At 75.8% G+C, this 17,670-nt stretch carries 15 protein-coding genes, 1 tRNA gene and 2 pseudogenes; 7 read left to right on the forward strand and 11 right to left on the reverse strand.

The annotated features are described in order from the left end of the window. Positions 1–45 precede the first annotated feature (45 nt). Both ACZ6Q9_RS03855 and ACZ6Q9_RS03860 read right to left on the reverse strand, forming a co-directional pair. Positions 46–615 (reverse strand): GNAT family N-acetyltransferase, encoded by a 570-nt coding sequence (locus ACZ6Q9_RS03855; protein ID WP_393260777.1) that lies wholly within the window; start codon positions 613–615, stop codon positions 46–48. Then, positions 612–1,994 (reverse strand): cobyrinate a,c-diamide synthase, encoded by a 1,383-nt coding sequence (locus ACZ6Q9_RS03860; RefSeq protein ID WP_396827651.1) that lies wholly within the window; start codon positions 1,992–1,994, stop codon positions 612–614. The genes ACZ6Q9_RS03855 and ACZ6Q9_RS03860 overlap by 4 nt, the downstream gene beginning before the upstream one ends. A gap of 280 nt (positions 1,995–2,274) precedes the next feature. Here ACZ6Q9_RS03860 and ACZ6Q9_RS03865 point away from each other — a divergent pair, with 280 nt between their 5' ends. Next, on the forward strand, positions 2,275–3,102 hold the full coding sequence (locus ACZ6Q9_RS03865) for an SURF1 family cytochrome oxidase biogenesis protein (protein ID WP_393451324.1): 828 nt from the start codon (positions 2,275–2,277) through the stop codon (positions 3,100–3,102). Between the two features lie 113 nt (positions 3,103–3,215). Further along, complete coding sequence (locus ACZ6Q9_RS03870; RefSeq protein WP_396827653.1) at positions 3,216–4,106, forward strand: hypothetical protein; 891 nt, start codon at positions 3,216–3,218, stop codon at positions 4,104–4,106. 43 nt (positions 4,107–4,149) lie between these two features. On the opposite strand, the gene ACZ6Q9_RS03875 is transcribed toward ACZ6Q9_RS03870, so the two are convergent. The 4 genes and pseudogenes from ACZ6Q9_RS03875 to ACZ6Q9_RS03890 form a co-directional block, all read right to left on the reverse strand. Beyond that, the gene (locus ACZ6Q9_RS03875; RefSeq protein ID WP_393451318.1) at positions 4,150–5,733 is read right to left on the reverse strand and encodes an ATP-dependent DNA ligase; all 1,584 of its coding nucleotides are present in this window, start codon (positions 5,731–5,733) and stop codon (positions 4,150–4,152) included. Positions 5,734–5,806: 73 nt separating this feature from the next. After that, entirely contained in the window at positions 5,807–6,013 is a 207-nt protein-coding gene (locus ACZ6Q9_RS03880; RefSeq protein ID WP_350686124.1) for a hypothetical protein, read from the reverse strand. Between the two features lie 77 nt (positions 6,014–6,090). Continuing rightward, positions 6,091–7,443: a dipeptidase gene (locus ACZ6Q9_RS03885; RefSeq protein WP_396828010.1), complete on the reverse strand. Its 1,353-nt coding sequence runs from the start codon at positions 7,441–7,443 to the stop codon at positions 6,091–6,093. Beyond that, positions 7,436–8,347: pseudogene (locus ACZ6Q9_RS03890) on the reverse strand (uridine kinase family protein); the annotation flags it as partial. The pseudogene ACZ6Q9_RS03890 and the gene ACZ6Q9_RS03885, both read right to left, overlap by 8 nt. A 6-nt stretch (positions 8,348–8,353) precedes the next feature. On the opposite strand from ACZ6Q9_RS03890, the gene ACZ6Q9_RS03895 reads away from it, so the two are divergent. Then, positions 8,354–8,755, forward strand: a complete 402-nt coding sequence (locus ACZ6Q9_RS03895) for a rhodanese-like domain-containing protein (protein WP_350708734.1) — start codon at positions 8,354–8,356, stop codon at positions 8,753–8,755. 186 nt (positions 8,756–8,941) lie between these two features. On the opposite strand, the gene ACZ6Q9_RS03900 is transcribed toward ACZ6Q9_RS03895, so the two are convergent. The 3 genes and pseudogenes from ACZ6Q9_RS03900 to ACZ6Q9_RS03910 all read right to left on the reverse strand — a co-directional run bounded on the left by ACZ6Q9_RS03900 (position 8,942) and on the right by ACZ6Q9_RS03910 (position 12,762). Further along, positions 8,942–10,486: a cobyric acid synthase gene (locus ACZ6Q9_RS03900; RefSeq protein WP_396827656.1), complete on the reverse strand. Its 1,545-nt coding sequence runs from the start codon at positions 10,484–10,486 to the stop codon at positions 8,942–8,944. A 140-nt stretch (positions 10,487–10,626) separates the two neighbouring features. Further along, positions 10,627–11,634, reverse strand: a pseudogene (locus ACZ6Q9_RS03905) (cobalamin biosynthesis protein); the annotation flags it as partial. Positions 11,635–12,036: 402 nt separating this feature from the next. Beyond that, a complete protein-coding gene (locus ACZ6Q9_RS03910; protein ID WP_396827658.1) occupies positions 12,037–12,762 on the reverse strand; it encodes a single-stranded DNA-binding protein in 726 nt (241 codons plus the stop codon). Between the two features lie 346 nt (positions 12,763–13,108). Here ACZ6Q9_RS03910 and ACZ6Q9_RS03915 point away from each other — a divergent pair, with 346 nt between their 5' ends. Together ACZ6Q9_RS03915 and ACZ6Q9_RS03920 are read left to right on the forward strand one after the other, a co-directional pair. Further along, the gene (locus ACZ6Q9_RS03915; protein ID WP_396827660.1) at positions 13,109–13,537 is read left to right on the forward strand and encodes an HPF/RaiA family ribosome-associated protein; all 429 of its coding nucleotides are present in this window, start codon (positions 13,109–13,111) and stop codon (positions 13,535–13,537) included. Positions 13,538–13,632: 95 nt separating this feature from the next. Continuing rightward, positions 13,633–14,670, forward strand: a complete 1,038-nt coding sequence (locus ACZ6Q9_RS03920) for an alpha/beta hydrolase (RefSeq protein ID WP_393306170.1) — start codon at positions 13,633–13,635, stop codon at positions 14,668–14,670. 18 nt (positions 14,671–14,688) lie between these two features. Here ACZ6Q9_RS03920 and ACZ6Q9_RS03925 read toward each other — a convergent pair whose 3' ends face one another. Next, positions 14,689–15,387, reverse strand: coding sequence for a hypothetical protein (locus tag ACZ6Q9_RS03925; RefSeq protein ID WP_396827662.1), 699 nt, complete (start codon positions 15,385–15,387; stop codon positions 14,689–14,691). A gap of 165 nt (positions 15,388–15,552) precedes the next feature. Between ACZ6Q9_RS03925 and ACZ6Q9_RS03930 the strand changes: the two genes are divergently transcribed. Next, a tRNA-Arg gene (locus ACZ6Q9_RS03930) sits at positions 15,553–15,625 on the forward strand. 236 nt (positions 15,626–15,861) lie between these two features. Here the strand turns inward: ACZ6Q9_RS03930 and ACZ6Q9_RS03935 are convergent. Continuing rightward, on the reverse strand, positions 15,862–16,464 hold the full coding sequence (locus ACZ6Q9_RS03935; RefSeq protein ID WP_396827663.1) for a hypothetical protein: 603 nt from the start codon (positions 16,462–16,464) through the stop codon (positions 15,862–15,864). A gap of 279 nt (positions 16,465–16,743) precedes the next feature. Between ACZ6Q9_RS03935 and ACZ6Q9_RS03940 the strand changes: the two genes are divergently transcribed. Further along, positions 16,744–17,637, forward strand: coding sequence for a septum formation family protein (locus ACZ6Q9_RS03940; RefSeq protein ID WP_396827665.1), 894 nt, complete (start codon positions 16,744–16,746; stop codon positions 17,635–17,637). Positions 17,638–17,670 lie beyond the last annotated feature (33 nt).

A 17,670-nucleotide genomic window follows, 5' to 3' on the forward strand; every position in this document is an offset into this window, starting at 1 on the left:
CCGCCGCCCCCGCCGCCGGCCGACCGACCCGGCCAGCCTCAGGAGTCAGTGCAGGTCGGCGGCGACGAAGGACCAGACCTCCAGGTCGACCCGGCCACCCCGGACGAAGCCGGCGTTGCGCAGCAGTCCCTCGTAGCTGAAGCCGGCCTTCTCGGCGACCCGGCGGGAGGCCAGGTTGCCGGGGGCGACGCGCAGCTCGACGCGCTGGAAGCCGTGTTCGAGGATCAGCGCGATGGCGAGCGCGTCGACCGCCTCGGCGGCCAGCCCGAAGCCCCGCGCGTGCGCCGCCATCGCGTAGGAGACCTCGGTGCACCGGGCGCCCCAGTCGGTGCGCCGGGTCCACAGGCAGCCGACCACCCGGTCGTCCTCCCGCCGCACCACCGCGTAGTGGTCGCCGTCGCCGCTGTCACGCCGCTGCCGGGCCAGGTCGGTGCACCAGGCCAGCCCGTCGATCTGGCCGGACGTGTCGACCAGCGGCAGCCACCGCTGGGTCTGCCGGTCGGCGAAGACCTCGTCGGCGGCCTTCGCGTCGGCGGCGGTCAGCGCGCGTACCTCGGTGCGGGGCGTGGAGACCGTCAGCGCCGGGAAGCGGCGCACCGCCACCTGGCCGATCACGCGGGCACCCCGGCGGTCGCGGGGTCGGCCGCCGCCTCCGCCGCCGCGCCGACGAGCCGGGCGGCGAGCTGCGGGTACGCCGCCCAGTGCACGGTGAGCTGCGAGGCGTGCACGCCCCGCCAGACGAAGCCCTCGGGCGCCCCGCCGGCCCAACTCCAGGCCGCCCGCGCGCCGGCGCGCGGGGTGAGCACGGCGCGGTGCTCCTTGTGCCCGGTCACCACCGTGCCCGCCGGCGCCACCACGCTGTCGGTCAGGGCGGTCGCCTCCCGGTAGCCGACGACCAGGCCGTCCCGGCTGGTCCCGACCGCGTCGAGCACCCCGCACATGGGCAGCCCGTCCAGCTCCCGGGCCAGCCAGAGCAGGCCGGCGCCCTCGGCGACGACCGGCCGCCCGGTGCGGGCCAGCTCGGCGACCGCGATGCAGAGCCGACGGTTGGCGGAGAGCTGCTCGGCGTACGACTCGGGAAGCCCGCCGCCGACGACCAGCGCGACGGCACCGGCGGGCAGCGCCTCGTCGTGCAGCGGGTCGACCGTCACCACCTCCGCGCCGGCCGCCCGGAGCAGCTCCGTGGCCTCGGCGTGGCCGTAGCTGCCGCCCGCCGCCCCGGCGACCGCGACGACCGGGCGCGGGCCGGCGGCGGGCCGGCCGGCCTCGGGCGACCACGGCGGCGTCGGCAGGGGCGGGGCGGAGCGGGCCAGTCCCAGCAGGCGGTCCAGGTCGACCGTGGCGGCGACCGCCTCGCCGAGCCGGCGGACGGCGCGGGTGGCCTCACCGGTGCGGGCGAGCGCGGGCACCGCCCCGTGCCGGCGCGGCGGCAGCACCGCCGGCAGGTCGTGGCGGCGCAGCACCCCGTAGACCGGTACGCCGACGTCGTCGAGTGCCGCGCGCAGCAGCTCCTCGTGCCGCGCCGAGGCCACCCGGTTGAGGACCACCCCGCCGAGCCAGAGCTGCTCGTCGTACGCCCGGAAGCCGTGCACCAGGGCGGCCACCGACTGCCCCATCGCGGCGACGTCGACCACCAGCACGACGGGGCTGCGCAGCGCGGTCGCCACGGCGGCCGTCGACTCGCTCTCCGGACGGCCGGCGAGGCTGTCGTACAGCCCCATGCTGCCCTGCACCAGCGCGAGCCCGGCGCCCGACGCCCCGTGGGCGACCAGCGGGGCGATCCGGTCGGCGCCGACCAGCCGGGGGTCGAGGGTGCGACCGGGGCGCCCCGCGGCGAGCCCGAGGTACGCGGCGTCGACGTGGTCCGGGCCGATCTTGAACCCGGCGACGTCGACGCCCCGGTCGGCGAGCGCCGCGAGCAGCCCGATCGCCAACGTGTTCTTGCCGTGGCCGGAGGACGGCGCACTGAGCACCAGGCGCGGCACGACGGTCATCATCGACTCCCTGCGGGGCGGCGGGGGAACCCTGCGGCGGGCCGACCGGGCCGGTCCGCCCGCGTGACGATAGCCGACGCGGGCGGGCGGGTGGCCGCCGCCGAGCGGACCTGTCGGGCGCGCGGCGCCGGGGCGGACCGGGGCCTCCGAGACCGGTGACCCGGCGCGGATCGGGCCCGCGGAGGCCGGTGACCCGGCGCGGATCGGGGCCACCGAGGTCGGTGACCCGGCGCGGATCGGGGCCACCGAGGTCGGTGGCCCGGAGCACAGGGGTAGCCTCGTGGTCGTGTACCGGTTCCTGCTGACGCCGCGCTGGCTGGGCATCCTCGCGCTGACCCTGGTCGCCGCGGCGGTGATGGTGCTGCTCGGCAACTGGCAGCTGGACCGCTACCACGGGCGTACGGCGATCAACGAACGGATCGACGCCGGCCTGCGGATGGACCCGGTCCCGCTGCGCGACGTGCTGCCCGCCCCGACCGGAGGCAGCGGCACGGCCGGCCCCGCGCCCGCCGAGGACAGGTCCTGGACCAAGGTCACCGTGACGGGCCGGTACGACTCGGCGAACGTCGTCCTGGTCCGGGGCCGCGCCGTGGAGCGCACGGTCGGCTTCGAGGTGGTCACCCCGCTCGTGCTGGCCGACGGCACGGCGGTGCTGGTGGACCGGGGTTGGATCCCGCCGGCCCCGGGCGGTGACGCGACCGTCCAGCCGGACGTGCCGCCCGCCCCCACCGGTGAGGTCACCGTGACGGGCCGGGTGCACCTGAGCGAGAGCGGCTCGGTCGGCGTCACCCGGCGCGACGGCAAGCTGGAGACCCGGCGGATCGGCGTGCCCCGGCTGGCCCAGGAGCTGCCGTACCCGGTGCACGGGGCGTACCTGCTGCTGGACGAGCAGACCCCGGCGGCCGACCCGACCTTCAAGGACGTGCCGGTCGGGCACACCAACAACTGGCAGAACTTCGGCTACGTCGTGCAGTGGTGGATCTTCGCCGCGATGACCCTCTTCGGCTACGGCTGGGTGGCCCGCCGGGAGGCCCGCCGGCTGGCCGGCGTGGGGCAGGAGCGGCCCTCCGACCGCGCCGCGGAGCCGGCGTCGCACAGCGTCGCCTGAGCGGTGCGGTCCGCCGCGCCGGTTCCGGGCGCAGGACGGACGATCCGCGATTCCTCGGCCATACCGGTCCCGTTGTAGGGTCCGTCAATGATCAATCTGCGTGGGGGTTCGCAGTGACCCCTGATCCCACCATGCCGCTGCCGCCCTCGGAGCCGCCGACTCAGCCGCACCCGACGACCGATCCCTGGGCATCCGCCCCGGTCTCGGCCGGCCACCAGGCGCCGCCGGCAGCGCCGCACCACCTCGCACCGCCGCTCCCCGACCCGGACTCCGCGCCGCCGGCCCAGCCCTACTCCGCCCCACCGGCCCAGCCCTACTCCGCGCCGCCGGCCCAGCCCTACTCCGTCCCACCGGCCGCCGGGCAGTACTCCGCCCCACCGGCCCAGCCCTACTCCGCGCCGCCGGCCCAGCCCTACTCCGTCCCACCGGCCGCCGGGCAGTACTCCGCCCCGCCGGCCCAGCCCTACTCCGCGCCGCCGGCCCAGCCCTACTCCGTCCCACCGGCCGCCGGGCAGTACTCCGCCCCGCCGGCCCAGCCCTACGCGGCGTCGCCCGGTACGGATCTGGTCCGGCCGGGGCCGCACCCGCCGGTGATGGCGCCCGCGGTCGGGCAGCCGGGCCCGCTGCCGGCCGGCTACCCGCCGCCCGCCCAGGGTGCGGTGGCGGTGCAGATCGGCGAGATCATGGTGAGCCCGCCGGTGATCCATACGCCGGCCGGCGTGCTGCCGCTCGCCGGCGCCTCCTGGCACGTCGTCGACCACTGGCAGCAGGAGCAGAAGACCGCCACCTGGGCGGTGGTGTGCGCCATCGTCGGCTTCTTCTGCCTGACCATCTTCAGCCTGCTGTTCCTGCTGATCAAGGAGACCCGGCACCACGGCACCGTGCAGATCACCGTGTCGAACGGCGCCCAGCAGTACGTGGCCCGGATGCCCGTCGCGAACCAGGCCCAGGTGCAGCACATCAACAACCAGGTCAACTACGCCCGGTCGCTGTCGAACATGTGACCCGCCCACGGCTCGCGCCGCCCGGCACACCCCCGCCGGGCGGTCAGCCGCTGGCCCGCCCTGCGTGGATGGCGCGTACGGCGTCGATGGTGTCGGCCTCGGCCGCCGTCTTGTCGTCGCGGTAGCGCACCACCCGGGCGAAGCGCAGCGCCACCCCGCCCGGATAGCGGGAGCTGGTCTGCACCCCGTCGAAGGCGATCTCGACCACCTGCTCGGGGCGGACCCGCACCACCCAGTCGCCGCGCTCGACGGCGAGGGAGAGGAACCGCTCGGTCTGCCAGCGCAGCACCTCGTCGGTCAGGCCCTTGAACGTCTTGCCGAGCATCACGAAGTCGCCGGTGCGCGGGTCCCGCGCGCCGAGGTGCAGGTTGGACAGCCAGCCCTGGCGCCGGCCGCTGCCCCACTCCACCGCGAGCACCACCAGGTCGAGAGTGTGCCGGGGCTTCACCTTGACCCAGGCGGCGCCCCGGCGGCCGGCGTCGTAGGGGGCGTCGGGCGCCTTCACCACGACCCCCTCCTGGCCGGCGTCGACCGCGGCGGCGAACGCCTCGCCGGCCCGCTCCGGGCCGTCGACCTCCATCCGGCCGACCAGCAGCGGAGGGTCGACCGCGGCGGCGAGCGCGGCCCAGCGCTCCCGGCCGGGCAGGTCGATCAGGTCGTTGCCGTCGAGGTGCAGCAGGTCGAAGAAGTACGGCGTCAGCACCGTCTCGCCGGTGGACTCGGCGGCGGCGAGCACGGCCGGGGCGACCGGGGCCCGGCCGGTGGTGCTCGGCGTGGTGCGCCGCGCCGCGCGGCTCGACGTCTCCTGGAAGGGCAGCGGCCGGCCCGTCTCGTCGAGCCCGATCGCCTCGCCGTCGAGCACCAGCTCGCGGGCGGGCAGCGCCCGCACGGCGGCCACCACCTCGGGCACCCGGGCGGTGATGTCGTCGAGGCTGCGGGTGAAGACGGCGATGTCGTGGCCGGAGCGGTGCACCTGGATCCGGATGCCGTCGAGCTTGACGTCGACCACGGCGGGCGTGCCGGTGGCGGCGAGCGCCTCGTCCACCGAGGGCGCGCTCTGGGCCAGCATCGGCGCGAGCGGGCGGCCGACCTGGAGGCCGAAGGCGGCCAGCGCCGGCGCGCCGCCGTCGAGCGCGGCGACCGCGACCGCCCGCAGGTCGCCGGCGAGCAGCAGAGCCCGGCGTACGGCGGCGACCGGCACGTCGGCCGCCCGGGCCACCGCGTCGGCGAGCAGCCCCGCCTGGGCGCCCTGCCGCAGCTCGCCACTGAACAGGCCGGTCAGCAGCCGCTGCTCGTCGGCGGTGGCGGCGGCGTAGAGCGCACCGAGCAGCGCCCGGCGGCGGGCCTGCGACCCCGGCCCACGCACCGCCGCGATCTCGTCGACGGCCGCGTCGACGGCGGCCACGGTCAGGGTCGGCTCGGCCGCCGGGGGCGGCAGGTCACGCAGGCTCGCCCAGCCCACCCCGGTCTGCCGCTGGCGCAGCTCGCCGGCCAGCCACCCCGAGCCGGCCGCGACCTCGTCGGGGTCGAGCGACCGCAGCGCCTCGGCGAGCAACTCCACCTTGGCCCGTCGGGCCCGGGTGGCGCCGACGGCGGCGGAGGTGGCTGCCAGGTCGATGAACCGCACGGGTCCATCCTGCCAGCCACCCCCGACACCACCCGGGCATTGCCGTGCCCGGGCCGTCACGCGGGCCGGGCGGTCAGGCCGAGACGGGCTCCTCGATGCGGAGCCCGCGGGCGCGGATCTCGTCGGCGACCCGGGAGAGCACCGTGTCGAGCGCGACCAGGGCGGCGGAGAGCTCACCGAGCTGTTCCTTGAGCGTGTCCTCGGGCCACGCGGAGACATCGACGTCCCCCAGAGCGCTGACGGCGGCTTCGAGCCGGCTCATCACCTCGTTCGTACGCATGTTCGAGAGGCTATAACAAGCCCACGCCCGACACACCGCAAACTCCCACATCGACCCGGAAGTTACGGTTCCGACACCTAACGCCCGTCGGCGCCCGCCTCGGCGACCTTCTTCAGCAGCAGCGCCTCGGCCAGGCAGACCCGGGCGAACTCGCCGAGGTGCAGGCTCTCGTTCGGGCCGTGCGCCCGGGCGTGCGGGTCCTCGACGCCGGTCACCAGGATCGCCGCCCGCGGGAACATCTCCTGGAAGGTGGCGATGAACGGGATCGAGCCGCCGATGCCGATGTCCACCGGGGCGGTGCCGTCCCAGGCGGTCCGGAACGCCGAACGGGCGGCGTCGAACATCGGGCCGGACGCGTCGATGACACACGGGTCACCGTCGTGCTCGAAGGTGACGGTCACCCGCGCACCCCACGGCGCGTACTTCTCCAGGTGGGCGCGTAGGGCCGCGTACGCCCGCTTGGGGTCGTCGCCCGGCGCGAGCCGCACGCTCAGCTTCGCCTTCGCGGTCGGGACCAGGGCGTTCGGCGCCTCGCCGGTGGCCGGGGCGTCGATGCCGAGCACCGCGAGGGCCGGCTTGGTCCAGAGCCGGTCGGTGATCCGCCCGGTGCCGATGAAGTCCACGCCCTCACTCAGCCCGGCCTCGGCGCGAATCCGCTCCGCCGGGTAGTCGACGGCCGCGCCCTCCCGGCCCACCAGGCCGTCGACGGCAACGTCGCCGGCGTCGGTGTGCAGGGTGGCCAGCAGCCGGACCAGCGCGGTCAGCGCGTCCGGCACCGCGCCGCCGAACATGCCGCTGTGCACGGCGTGGTCGAGGGTGCGCACCTCGACGAAGCAGTTGACGATGCCGCGCAGCGAGGTGGTCAGCGCCGGCACGCCGATGTCCCAGTTGCCGGAGTCGGCGATGACGATCACGTCCGACGCGATCTCGTCGCGGTGCTCGGCGAGCAGCCGCTCCAGCGAGTCGGAGCCGTACTCCTCCTCGCCCTCGATGAAGAGGACCACGCCCACCGGCAGCGCGTCCCCGAACGCGCGCAGCGCCGCGACGTGCGCCATGATGCCGGCCTTGTCGTCGGCGGCGCCCCGGCCGTAGAGCCGGCCGTCCCGCTCCACGGGCTCGAACGGGTCCGACTCCCACAGCGACAGGTCGCCCACCGGCTGGACGTCGTGGTGGGCGTAGAGCAGCACCGTCGGCGCACCGGGCGGGGCGGGCTTCTTCCCGATGACCGCCGGCTGGCCGCCGGAGCGCACGATCTTGACGTCGAGGCCGCAGCCGCGCAGCAGCTCGGCCACCGCCTCGGCGGAGCGCTCCACGTGCGAGTGGTCGAAGCCCTCGAACGCGATGCCGGGGATGCGGACGAGGCGTTCCAGGTCGGCACGGACGCCGGGCAGCTCCCGCTCGACGGCGGCCCGGACCTCGGACTCGGACATGATCGGTGTGGTCATGACCGGCATCGTATGCCGGCCTTACCGATCGCCTCGCCCGAGGCCACGGCCACCCTGGTCAGCGCCACCGCACGTAGTAGCGGGCGGCGTCGTGCGGCAGGGTCGGCGCGCCGTCGACCACCAGGTCGGCCCGGGCCTCGGTGCGGTCCGCGGCGAAGTGCGCCCGCTCCCCGAGGTGCCAGCGGCGCAGCTCCGGCAGGATCCCGGAGCCGTCCCGCCGCACGGCCCGGGTGAGCCGCAGCGGAGCCGGGGCGGTGACGAAGACCGCGAGGGTGCGGTCGGCCGCGGCCTCGGCTCGCGCCGCGCTGACCCCCTCCACCACCAGCACCGGCGCGACCGGCACCGGCACCGGACGGGGCAGGAAGGCCCGCCGGACCCAGCTGTACCGGCGGTACGCCCCCGGCCGACCGGCGCGCAACGGCGCCAGCACGCACTCTTCGAGCCGGGGCCAGAAGGTGAGCTGGTCGTCCCACCCGTCGAGCAGGTCGTCGGTGTGCACCACGGGCGGCCGCCCGGCGCCGGGCAGGTCGGCGAGGGCGTCCGCGAGCCGCGCCGCGAACACGCTCTTGCCCGCGCCGCTCGGCCCGTCCACCACCACGAGCCGGGTCCGCCCCAACCGCGCCGGCCCGGCGAGCACCCGCCGGGCCAACCGGTCGTACGCCTCGACCACCGCCACCACCACCTGGCCGACGGTAGTGGGAGGCCCGGAGCGGACCGACGACGGGCGAGCCGCGCGGACGACGCGTGGGCGGGCACCGGCATGGCGTCGGGGGCGACCGCCGTGCGGGCACACCGATCGGGGGTCGCCCGAACGAGCGGTCGTCGGGCTGGCCGGGGCGTTCGGTCGGCGGGGCCCCGGACCGGGCGGGATGATCGGCTGGTGTCCCACAGCGTGATGAGTCCGGGCGTCGACGCCCTGCTGGAACAGGCCCGCGCCGGGGTGCGCCGGCTGACCCCGCACCAGACCGTCGAGGCGGTCCGCACCGGGGCGTTGCTGGTCGACACCCGCACCGACGTGCAGCGCCGGGAACAGGGCGACCTCCCGGGTGCCGTCGTGATCGACCGGACGGTGCTGGAATGGCGGCTGGACCCGGCCAGCGCCTGGCGGATCCCCGAGGCCACGGGTTACGACCGGCGCATCGTCGTGGTGTGCCGGCAGGGCTACGCCTCCAGCCTCGCGGTGGCGAGCCTGCGGGCGCTCGGGCTGCACCGCGCCACCGACGTGATCGGCGGCGTGCAGGCGTGGCGCGAGGCGGGGCTGCCCATGTCCGACCGCCCGGCCGACATCCGCTACTGACTCCGGACGGCGGGTCCGATCCGGCGGCTCCGATCCGAATGGTCTGGGTCCGCCACCCACCGTCCGGCCACTGTCGAGCTGCCCCGTCCATGGGACCACCATCGGTGGCGCGAAGGTGCGAGGCGCAGGCACGGCACCCAAGCCCGCAGGCCCGTTCGACGCGGACGTGCGCGGGGGCGGGGCGTGTCAGGGGGCCGGTGGGGCGCCGGGTGGGATGAAGGGGAGGTCGGCCGGCGGGCCGGTCTCGACGAGGCGCCAGAGGGCAGCGGTGTCCAGGTGCTCCTCGACCAGGTCGCCGAGCAGGTCGAGGGAGCGCTCGCGGGCGGCGGCGAACGACGTGTCCGGCGCAACCCGGAAGCCGGACCGGCCGGCCAGCCGGGCCACCTCGGTCAGGAAACGACGGCGGAATTCGTCGGACTCGAAGGCTCCGTGCCAGTGGGTGCCGTGCACCGTGCCCGCCACCGCGCCCTCGCCGCTGCCGTCAGCGCAGGTCAGCAGCGGGGTCAGCGTGGGATCGGCGTGCGAGACGTAGCCGTGGTGGATCTCGTAACCACGGACCGGGACGTCGCCGCCGGCGGTCCCGACGGACTGCCGGACGGTCTTGCGTGGGTCGAAGGTGACCTCGATCGGCAGCAGGCCCAGCCCCGGCACGCTCCCCTGCCGGCTCTCCACCGGGTCGTGGATGGCCCGGGCCAGCATCTGGAAGCCGCCGCAGATGCCGAGCAGCGGCCTGCCCGCCGCCGCGTGCGCCAGCACCGCGTCGGCGAGCCCGGTCTCCCGCAGCCAGGCCAGGTCCGCCACGGTCGACTTCGAGCCGGGCAGGACGACCAGGTCGGCGGCGGCCAGTTCGGCCGGCTCGACGGTCAGCCGCACCCGTACGCCGGGCTCGGTGGCGAGCGCCTCGACGTCCGTGGCATTGCTGATCCGGGGCAGCCGGACCACGGCGACGTCCAGCCAGTCGGTGCCGCGCGGGGCGGCCGGCCGGCCGAGCACCCGCCCGTACGCGAGCGAGTCCTCGGCGTCGAGCCAGAGGTCGAGCGCCCAGGGCAGCACCCCGTACGTCGGCCGACCGGTGACCCGGTGCAGCATGTCCAGCCCGGGCCGGAGGAGCCCGAGGTCGCCCCGGAACTTGTTGATCACGAACCCGGCGATCAGTGCCTGGTCGGCCGGGTCCAGCAGGGCGACGGTGCCGAACATCGAGGCGAACACCCCGCCCCGGTCGATGTCGCCGACCACGATCGTGGGCAGGTTGGCGTGCCGGGCCAGGCCCATGTTGACGTAGTCGCCGGCCCGCAGGTTGATCTCCGCCGGGCTGCCCGCCCCCTCGCAGATCACCACGTCGTACGCCTCCCGCAGCTCGGCGAGCGCCGCGTACGCCGTCTCGGCGAGGCGGGGCCGCAGCTGGCGGAAGTTGCCGGCGGTGACCGTGTCGACGGCCTCGCCGAGCAGCACCACCTGGCTGGCCAGGTCGCTGCCCGGCTTGAGCAGGACGGGGTTGAACCGCAGGTCGGGGGCGAGCCCGCAGGCCGCCGCCTGCATCGCCTGGGCCCGGCCGATCTCGCCGCCCCGGCCGTCCGCGCCGACGACCACGGCCGAGTTGTTGGACATGTTCTGGGCCTTGAACGGCGCCACCTTCACGCCCCGGCGGTGCAACCACCGGCAGATGCCGGCGGTGAGCACACTCTTGCCGGCGTCGGAGGTCGTGCCGGCGACCAGCAACCCGCCGCTCACCGGTGTCTCCTCCGCCCCGCCGTCGCCGCGATGCGGCGACCGATGGCGCCCGCCAGCGGGCCGGTGGCACCCACCAGCGGACCGGCAACGCTTCGATTCCCGGCGCGCTGCCCGAGGATGCCCTGCCCGGTGTCGGGCCGCCGCAGCGCGCGCCGCACCACGGCACCCCGGCCGAGGGCGCGGCGGCCGGCGGCGGTCACCAGACGACCGACGGTCAGCGGGTAGGCGGCCGCCAGGCCGAGCGCGGCCAGCCCGACCGCGCCCGAGATCCGGGCGGCCCGCTTCAGGTGCCGCGCCTCGGGCCGGGGGCCGTCGCCGAGGAACGGCCGCACCTCCGAGCGGCCGAAGTAGACGTTGCGCCCGCCGAGCCGTACGCCGAGGGCGCCGGCCATCGCGGCCTCGCACTGCCCGGCGTTCGGGCTGGGGTGGTCGTCGCGGTCCCGGCGCCACACCCGCCAGGCGCGTTCCCGGTCGCCGTCGGCGGTCGGCGCGACGGCGATGGTGAGCAGCCCGGTCAGCCGCGCGGGCACCAGGTTGAGCAGGTCGTCGAGGCGGGCGGCCGGGGTGCCGAACCGGGCGTAGCGGGGCGAGCGGTGGCCCACCATCGCGTCGAGGGTGTTCGCCGCCCGGTAGCCGAGCAGGCCGGGCAGGCCCGCGACCGCGCCCCAGAGCAGCGGGGCGACGACGGCGTCCGACGTGTTCTCGGCGACCGACTCCACAGTCGCGCGGGCCAGCTCGGGCTCGTCGAGCGCCGACGGGTCCCGGCCGCAGAGATGACCGAGCCGCTGCCGCGCCGCCGGCAGGTCGCCGTCGCGCAGGGCCCGCCCCATCACGGTGGCCTCGTGCCGCAGGGTACGCCCGCCCAGCACCGTCCAGGTCCCGGCGGCGACCAGTGCCGCCCGGGCCACCGGCCGGTGTCGGGTGGCAACCGTCGCGGCCACGCCGAGCAGCACCGGCGCGCCGACCGCCAGCGCGGCGAACGCCGTACCGGCGCCCCTGTCCGGGCGGTAGATCCGCCGCTCCAGGGCTCCGGCGGCGCGGCCGAAACCGGCCACGGGGTGGTAGCGGCGGGGGTCGCCGAGGAGCGCGTCGAGGGCGTACCCCGCGACCAGTCCCGCCGCGGTCGCCACCGGCGTCGCCTGTCGCACCCGCCATCACCTCCGGCCGGCCAGCCTAGCCGAGCGCCTTCCCGCCCTCGGGCGGGAGCGACCGGTCCTCGCGGGCCAGCGACCGGGCGGCCCGCCGACAGGGACCGTGCCACGCCGACAAGGCCCGCCGACAGAGCTGTGCCCGCCGACAAGGGCTGTGCCACCGCCCCCGACAGGGGCCGTGCCCGCCGACAAGGGCCGCCGACAAGGGCCATGCCACGCCGACAAGGGCTGTGCTCACCGGCAGGAGTCGCCCGACCGCCACGGGCCGCGCCCGACCGCTGCCGGAGGACGCGCCCGCCGACCGGCCGGGGTCGCCGGACCGGGGCGCGGGAGACACGCGGGGTGACGACGGCGTGGCCGACGTCACCCCGCCCCCGTCGTGTCGCCCGGGCCCGCCCGTCACGCCGGCTGCGGCACCCGCCCCCGACCCCGTCGGCCGCGCCCGTTCGGGGTGAGGCCCGCGTCGGTCTCCTCGGGCACCGGCGTCGGGTCGCCGGCCTCCGGCGCGGGGCCGGCGGGTTCCTCGTCGCGGCTGCCGTCCGCCAGGTCGTCGAAGGGGTCGAGCGAGCCGTCGAAGCCGGCGTCGGCCGGCAGGCCAGGGCCGGCCCCGGACGGGCCGAAGTCGGGCAGCTCGAACTCGACGTCGAGCAGCCGGCCGTCGGGCCGGGCGGGGGCGTCCTCGTCCGGCACCGGCTCGGTCGCCTCGCCGTGCACCCGGTGCTCGGCCTCCGCGTCCTCGACGGTGCTGGTGGTCATGCTCGGCCGGTTGCGCATGAACCGGCCCCGGCCCCGGGACAGGTCGTGACCGACGGCGACCGCCTCCAGCTCGTAGAGGGTGCGGTGGTTGCCGGCGTCGTCGGTCCAGTCGCGGGTGTAGAGCCGCCCACAGACCACCACCGGGTCGCCGACCATCACCGAGGCGGCCACGCCCTCGGCGAGCTTGCGCCAGCAGTTGACGCGGACGCGCAGGCTGTTGCCGTCGACCCAGCGACCGCTGTCGCGGTCGAGCCGGCGAGCGGTGGAGGCGACCTTGAAGTTGGCCACCAGGGTGTTGCTCTGGGTGGTGCGGCGCCACTCCGGGGCCGTCAACACGTTGCCCACGATCGTGACGTAGGTGTCGAACATCGTCCCTCCAGGGGGGAGATCGGGCTTGCCATCGCGAGTCGACTCGGTGTCGAGCCTGGGCCGTCGGGCACGACCAGCGCCACCGTCGCCCGCCGGCCTGTGGACAGCAGGACCACCTGTGGACAAAGACCTGATCAAGGTCCCGGTGTGCTAGGGCCGAGCGGCCCTGGGGGCGCCCACGACGTCCGGCTGATGATCGGGGTGCCGGAGAGGTCACGTTCCGGACGGGAGGCGGCGGGGTATGGATTCGATCAACCGCACCGCCGACAGCACGACGAACGAGAGGGTCAGCGATCATGCAGATGACCACCACCGCAACCGCCTTCGTTCCCGGCCAGGTGCGGCGATGAGCGCCGTCGCCAACCCGGCCACCGTCGCCGAGTGCCTGCGGGTCGGCGCCGGGTTCTCCCAGGGCGACCGGAACTGGATCGCGGAGCAGTTCGCCACGCTGGACGCCCGGCTGGCCGGGTTCCACGCCGACGCCACCGAGCTGGAACTGTCGGTGAAGAGCCGGGAGGCCAGGGGACAGAAGGTCACCCTGGAGTGTTGGATCGCCGGCCGGCAGAAGATCGTCACCACGTCCGCCGAGGAGGACCTGCACGCCGCGCTCAACGACGTCCGGGACGACCTGCGGCGGCGGCTCAACGACGCGAAGACCAAGCAGGAGCCGCGGCACAACAAGCACCTGCGGGACGTCGGCCAGCCGGCCGCCGAGACCGGGACCGGGAGCGACCCGGACACCGACCCGGCCCGCGCCGAGGTGGAGACGGTCTGAGGCGTACGCCCGAGGCCCCGTCCGCGGTGCGGGCGGACGGGGCCGGGGCACGGCGGGGCTACCGCCCGGTAGCTCGCCGGCGTACCGTCGCGTTCGTGGAACCGGACGTGCTGGGCCCGCCGTACGAGCGGCAGACGATCGACCTGGGCACCGACGACGAGGGGCCGGTGGTGGCCACCCTGGTCCGTCGCCGCGCCGACCGCCCGACCAGGCGGGCCGTGCTCTACACCCACGGCTTCACCGACTACTTCTTCCAGGCCCACCTCGGCCACTTCTTCGCCGAGCGGGGGTGGGACTTCTACGCCGTCGACCTGCGCAAGCACGGCCGGAGCCTGCTGCCCCACCAGACCCCGAACTTCTGCCGCGACGTCAGCGACTACTTCCCGGAACTGGACGCCGCCGCGAAGATCATCCGCGAGGACGACGGGCACGACACCCTGCTCGCGATGGGCCACTCCACCGGCGGCCTGATCATGCCGCTCTGGGCGCACGCCCGCCGCGACGCCGGGATCATCGACGGGCTCTTCCTGAACAGCCCCTTCTTCGACATCAACGCCCCCTGGGCGGTACGCCGGCCGCTCGCCGCCGCCGTCGCCCCGCTGGGCCGCCGCGCGCCGCGCCGCGTCCTGCCGTTCGGGCTGGGCACCGTCTACAGCCAGACCATCCACGCCGACCACCACGGCGAGTGGAACTACGACCTGGCGTGGAAGCCGCTCGCCGGGTTTCCCGTCCGGGCCGGTTGGCTGAACGCCATCCGCACCGCCCAGCGGCAGCTCCGCGCCGGGCTGGACATTCGGGTGCCGGTGCTGCTCGCCTGCTCGACCCGCTCGTTCAAGGGCACGAAGTGGCACGAGTCGGCCGCGCTCGCCGACGCCGTCCTCGACGTCGAGCACATGGTCCGCTGGGCGCCCCGCCTCGGCCGGCACGTCACCGTGGCACGCTTCGACGGCGGCATGCACGACCTCACGCTCTCCGGCCCCGCCGTACGCGAGAAGGTCTTCGCGGAGGTCGGGCGCTGGGCCGACGCGTTCTTCGACGCCGGGCCGACGGTCCGCGACGGGGAGCGGCCACCGGCGAGCCGGCGGCCCGCAGACGGGGCCGACCAGGCGGGCGTGCCCGCGCAGGGCGGCTGAGCCGCGGCCGACGCACCCTCACACGACGGCGACGGCCTCGCGGATGCGGTCGAAGGTGGCCAGCGGGTGACCGCCGTCGCGGGCCGGCAGGACGAGTCCGAGGCACCGCAGGCCCACCTCACCGTCGCCGGCCTGGACACCGAACACCGGCGCGCCGACGTAGCCGAGCGGCAGCTCCGCGGTGATCCGGACGGCGTCGCCCACGCGCGCCACCCGCTCGATCGCCACCTCCAGCGGCCGGGCGCCGTCCGCGCCGGCCCCGTGGGCGAGCACGATGGCCGAGCCCGGCTCCGCGCCGATCCGGGCGATCGCGTCCCGGTCGGCCGCGATCCCGTCCGGCACCTGCTGGGTACGCCACCGCCAGCGCTCGCCGTCGGCGTGCTCGTGCAGGCCGCCGGTGGGCATGACGGCGACGCCGAGATCCCCGCGATGGTGCCACCGCGCGGCGTAGTCCGGCAGGGCCACGGCGTCCGCCGACACCCCGGCCGGCTCGGTCACGCTCGCCCGCAGCCCGATCTCCCCGGCCGGGGCGTGGGTGAGGGCGTCGGCGGTCAGCAGGTACTCCCGCCCCTGCCCGGTGAAGAAGAACGCCGTGCCCTCGTCCCGGCCGCCGTCCGCCGGCCCGGCGTCGGTCCGGCGGATGGGCAGGATCGCGCGGCCGAGGAGCTGGCACAGCTCGTAGGCGACGTCGTTCTCGGTGTCCGGGTCAAGCAGCACCAGCCGAGGGTACGACCCGCCGGTCGCGGGCCGCGCCGACGGCGGAACCCGGGTGACCTCCGCCGGGGGTGCGTGCGACCCTGATCGACGACGTGGGACGCGACCACCCGTTCCACCGGCCACCCCGTGGTCGGCGGTACCCTTCTGGCGCGACACGTACGGCGCGCGCCCGTAGCTCAGCGGATAGAGCAGGGGACTTCTAATCCCAAGGCCGCAGGTTCGAATCCTGCCGGGCGCACTCACGTCGACCCACGTCCTCGGAGCCCCTGAGCGGGTGGAAAGGGGTGGCCACGGCGGCGCGGGCGAGGTGCCCGGCCACCGCGTCGGGCTCGGCGATGGTCTGCTTCCAGGCGGCCGGCGGAAGCGGGGCGGGGCACTCGGGCAGCTCGCGGAAGGGCGGCCCGGGAGGCTCGACGTGGGGCACGCGCGGAGGACAGGCGACGACTACGCTCCGTGGCCGCACCGTCGGGGTCGTCACCCGAGCCGGACGTCGAGGGTGGGGAAGTCGTACCAGGTCAGCTCGAAGGACGATGCGGCCTCCGGGGCCACCGGGTAGACGGCCCAGCTGTCGATCTGCTCGCCCGGCCCGATGCTGAAGGACTGACCGGCCCGTGTCGTGGCGCACCAGGTCCTCTCGGGACGCACGGTCCGACCGTCCGACAGGGTGAGGTGTGAGGAAACCAGGTCGACGTCGACGGTCGGGCAGCTCACCGGCCACGCGACCCGCGAGTCGTTGCGGTACCTGATGTTCAGCCGCAGCTTTCCGCCGCTGGTCTCGGCGCTGACCAGCGTGACGTTCAGCGACGCCTGTTCGTAGATCGGCCGGTCGAGCCGGTACGTCCGGGGCGCGGGCTGCGCCTGGCTGGGCGACGCGGACGGGCCCGGCGACGCCGACCGGCCGGGGTCGACGTTCCCGGATCCGGTCGACGGACGGCCGGTGCTGCCGGTGACGGCGGCGGTGGGGTCGGACTGCCGGGTCGCGGTGCGGTCGGCCAGGTACGCGCCGCCGAGGGTGCCGATGACGGCGAGGCCCGCCGTCGCCACGATGACGCCGAACAGGCCCATGTACCTCTTCACGGTCGGCTCCTGGCTGGTGAGGCGGCGATGGCGTGAACGTAGCACCGGCGTCGAAATGGCACGGTGCGATGCCTGCGCCGGCCGACCGGCCCGTACCGTTCGCGAACCGGGCGCTGGCGGCGCTCGTGCCGCACGTCGACCGGGAGGTCGTCCACCACCTCGCCGAGGTCGCGCAGCAGCGCGACCTGGACCTGCGACCGGGCCGACCCCGGCGGCACACCGTGCGGCCGGCCGGTGCCATATGCTGCGCCGGCTGTCACGGGGCACGGGGAGGGCGACATGCGACGCTGGCTGGGCGTCACGTTTTCGGCCGCGCTGGTCGCGGGGGTGCTGAGCGGGTGCGGCACCCTGCCGGGCACCGACGGCGACCTGACGGACGACTGGCGGCCGGTCGCCGAGGCCCGCCAGTTCGTGCCGCAGGCAGGCGAGTGCCACGCGGTCGCCGACCCGACCGCGTACCTCACGAGCCACCAGCCGGTCGACTGCGCGAAGTCGCACCTGGTCGAGACGTTCCACATCGGCACGTTCACCGGTGAGATCGCCGCGCGCCCGATCCCGCCCCGCGTCGGGTCGGCGGCGATGCGCGTCGCGTTCGCCGACTGCGACGCCAGGGCGAAGACGTTCGTCGGCGGCGAGTGGCGCGGCGCACGGTTGTCGGTGCAGGTGGCCCCCACCTCGCCGCCCGGCTGGTCGGGCGGCAGCCGGTGGTACCGCTGCGACCTGCTCGAGCTCGCCGCAGGCGGCACCGGCGGCGCCGTGGCCGACCCGGTCGTGCCCCGCACCGGCACCCTGCGGGGCGTCCTCAAGGCTCCCTCCTCGCTGACGTTCACCTGCGGCGAGGAGAACCGCTGGGGCAACCTGGAGCCGGTGGCCTGCGGCAAGCCGCACCGGTTCGAGTACGCGGGCATCTGGACCGCCCCGGACGGCCGGTACGACGACGCGACGAAGGACGAGGACGCGATCCACGCGAAGTGCCGGACGGTCATCGCCCGCTACGCGAAGGTGCCGGTCGACGGCATGCTCCGCTACCGCACCGGCACCACCTACCGGTTCCCCTCGGAGGAGGCGTGGGCACGTGGTGACCGGGGGGTACGCTGCTGGTTCTGGTCGGGTGGACGGAAGCTGACCCGGTCGATCGCCGGCGGCGGCACCAGGGCCCTGCCGGTCAACTGAGCGCCCGGCCGACAAATTGACGTGACAGCACTG

The organism is Micromonospora sp. NPDC049139, assembly GCF_055586845.1.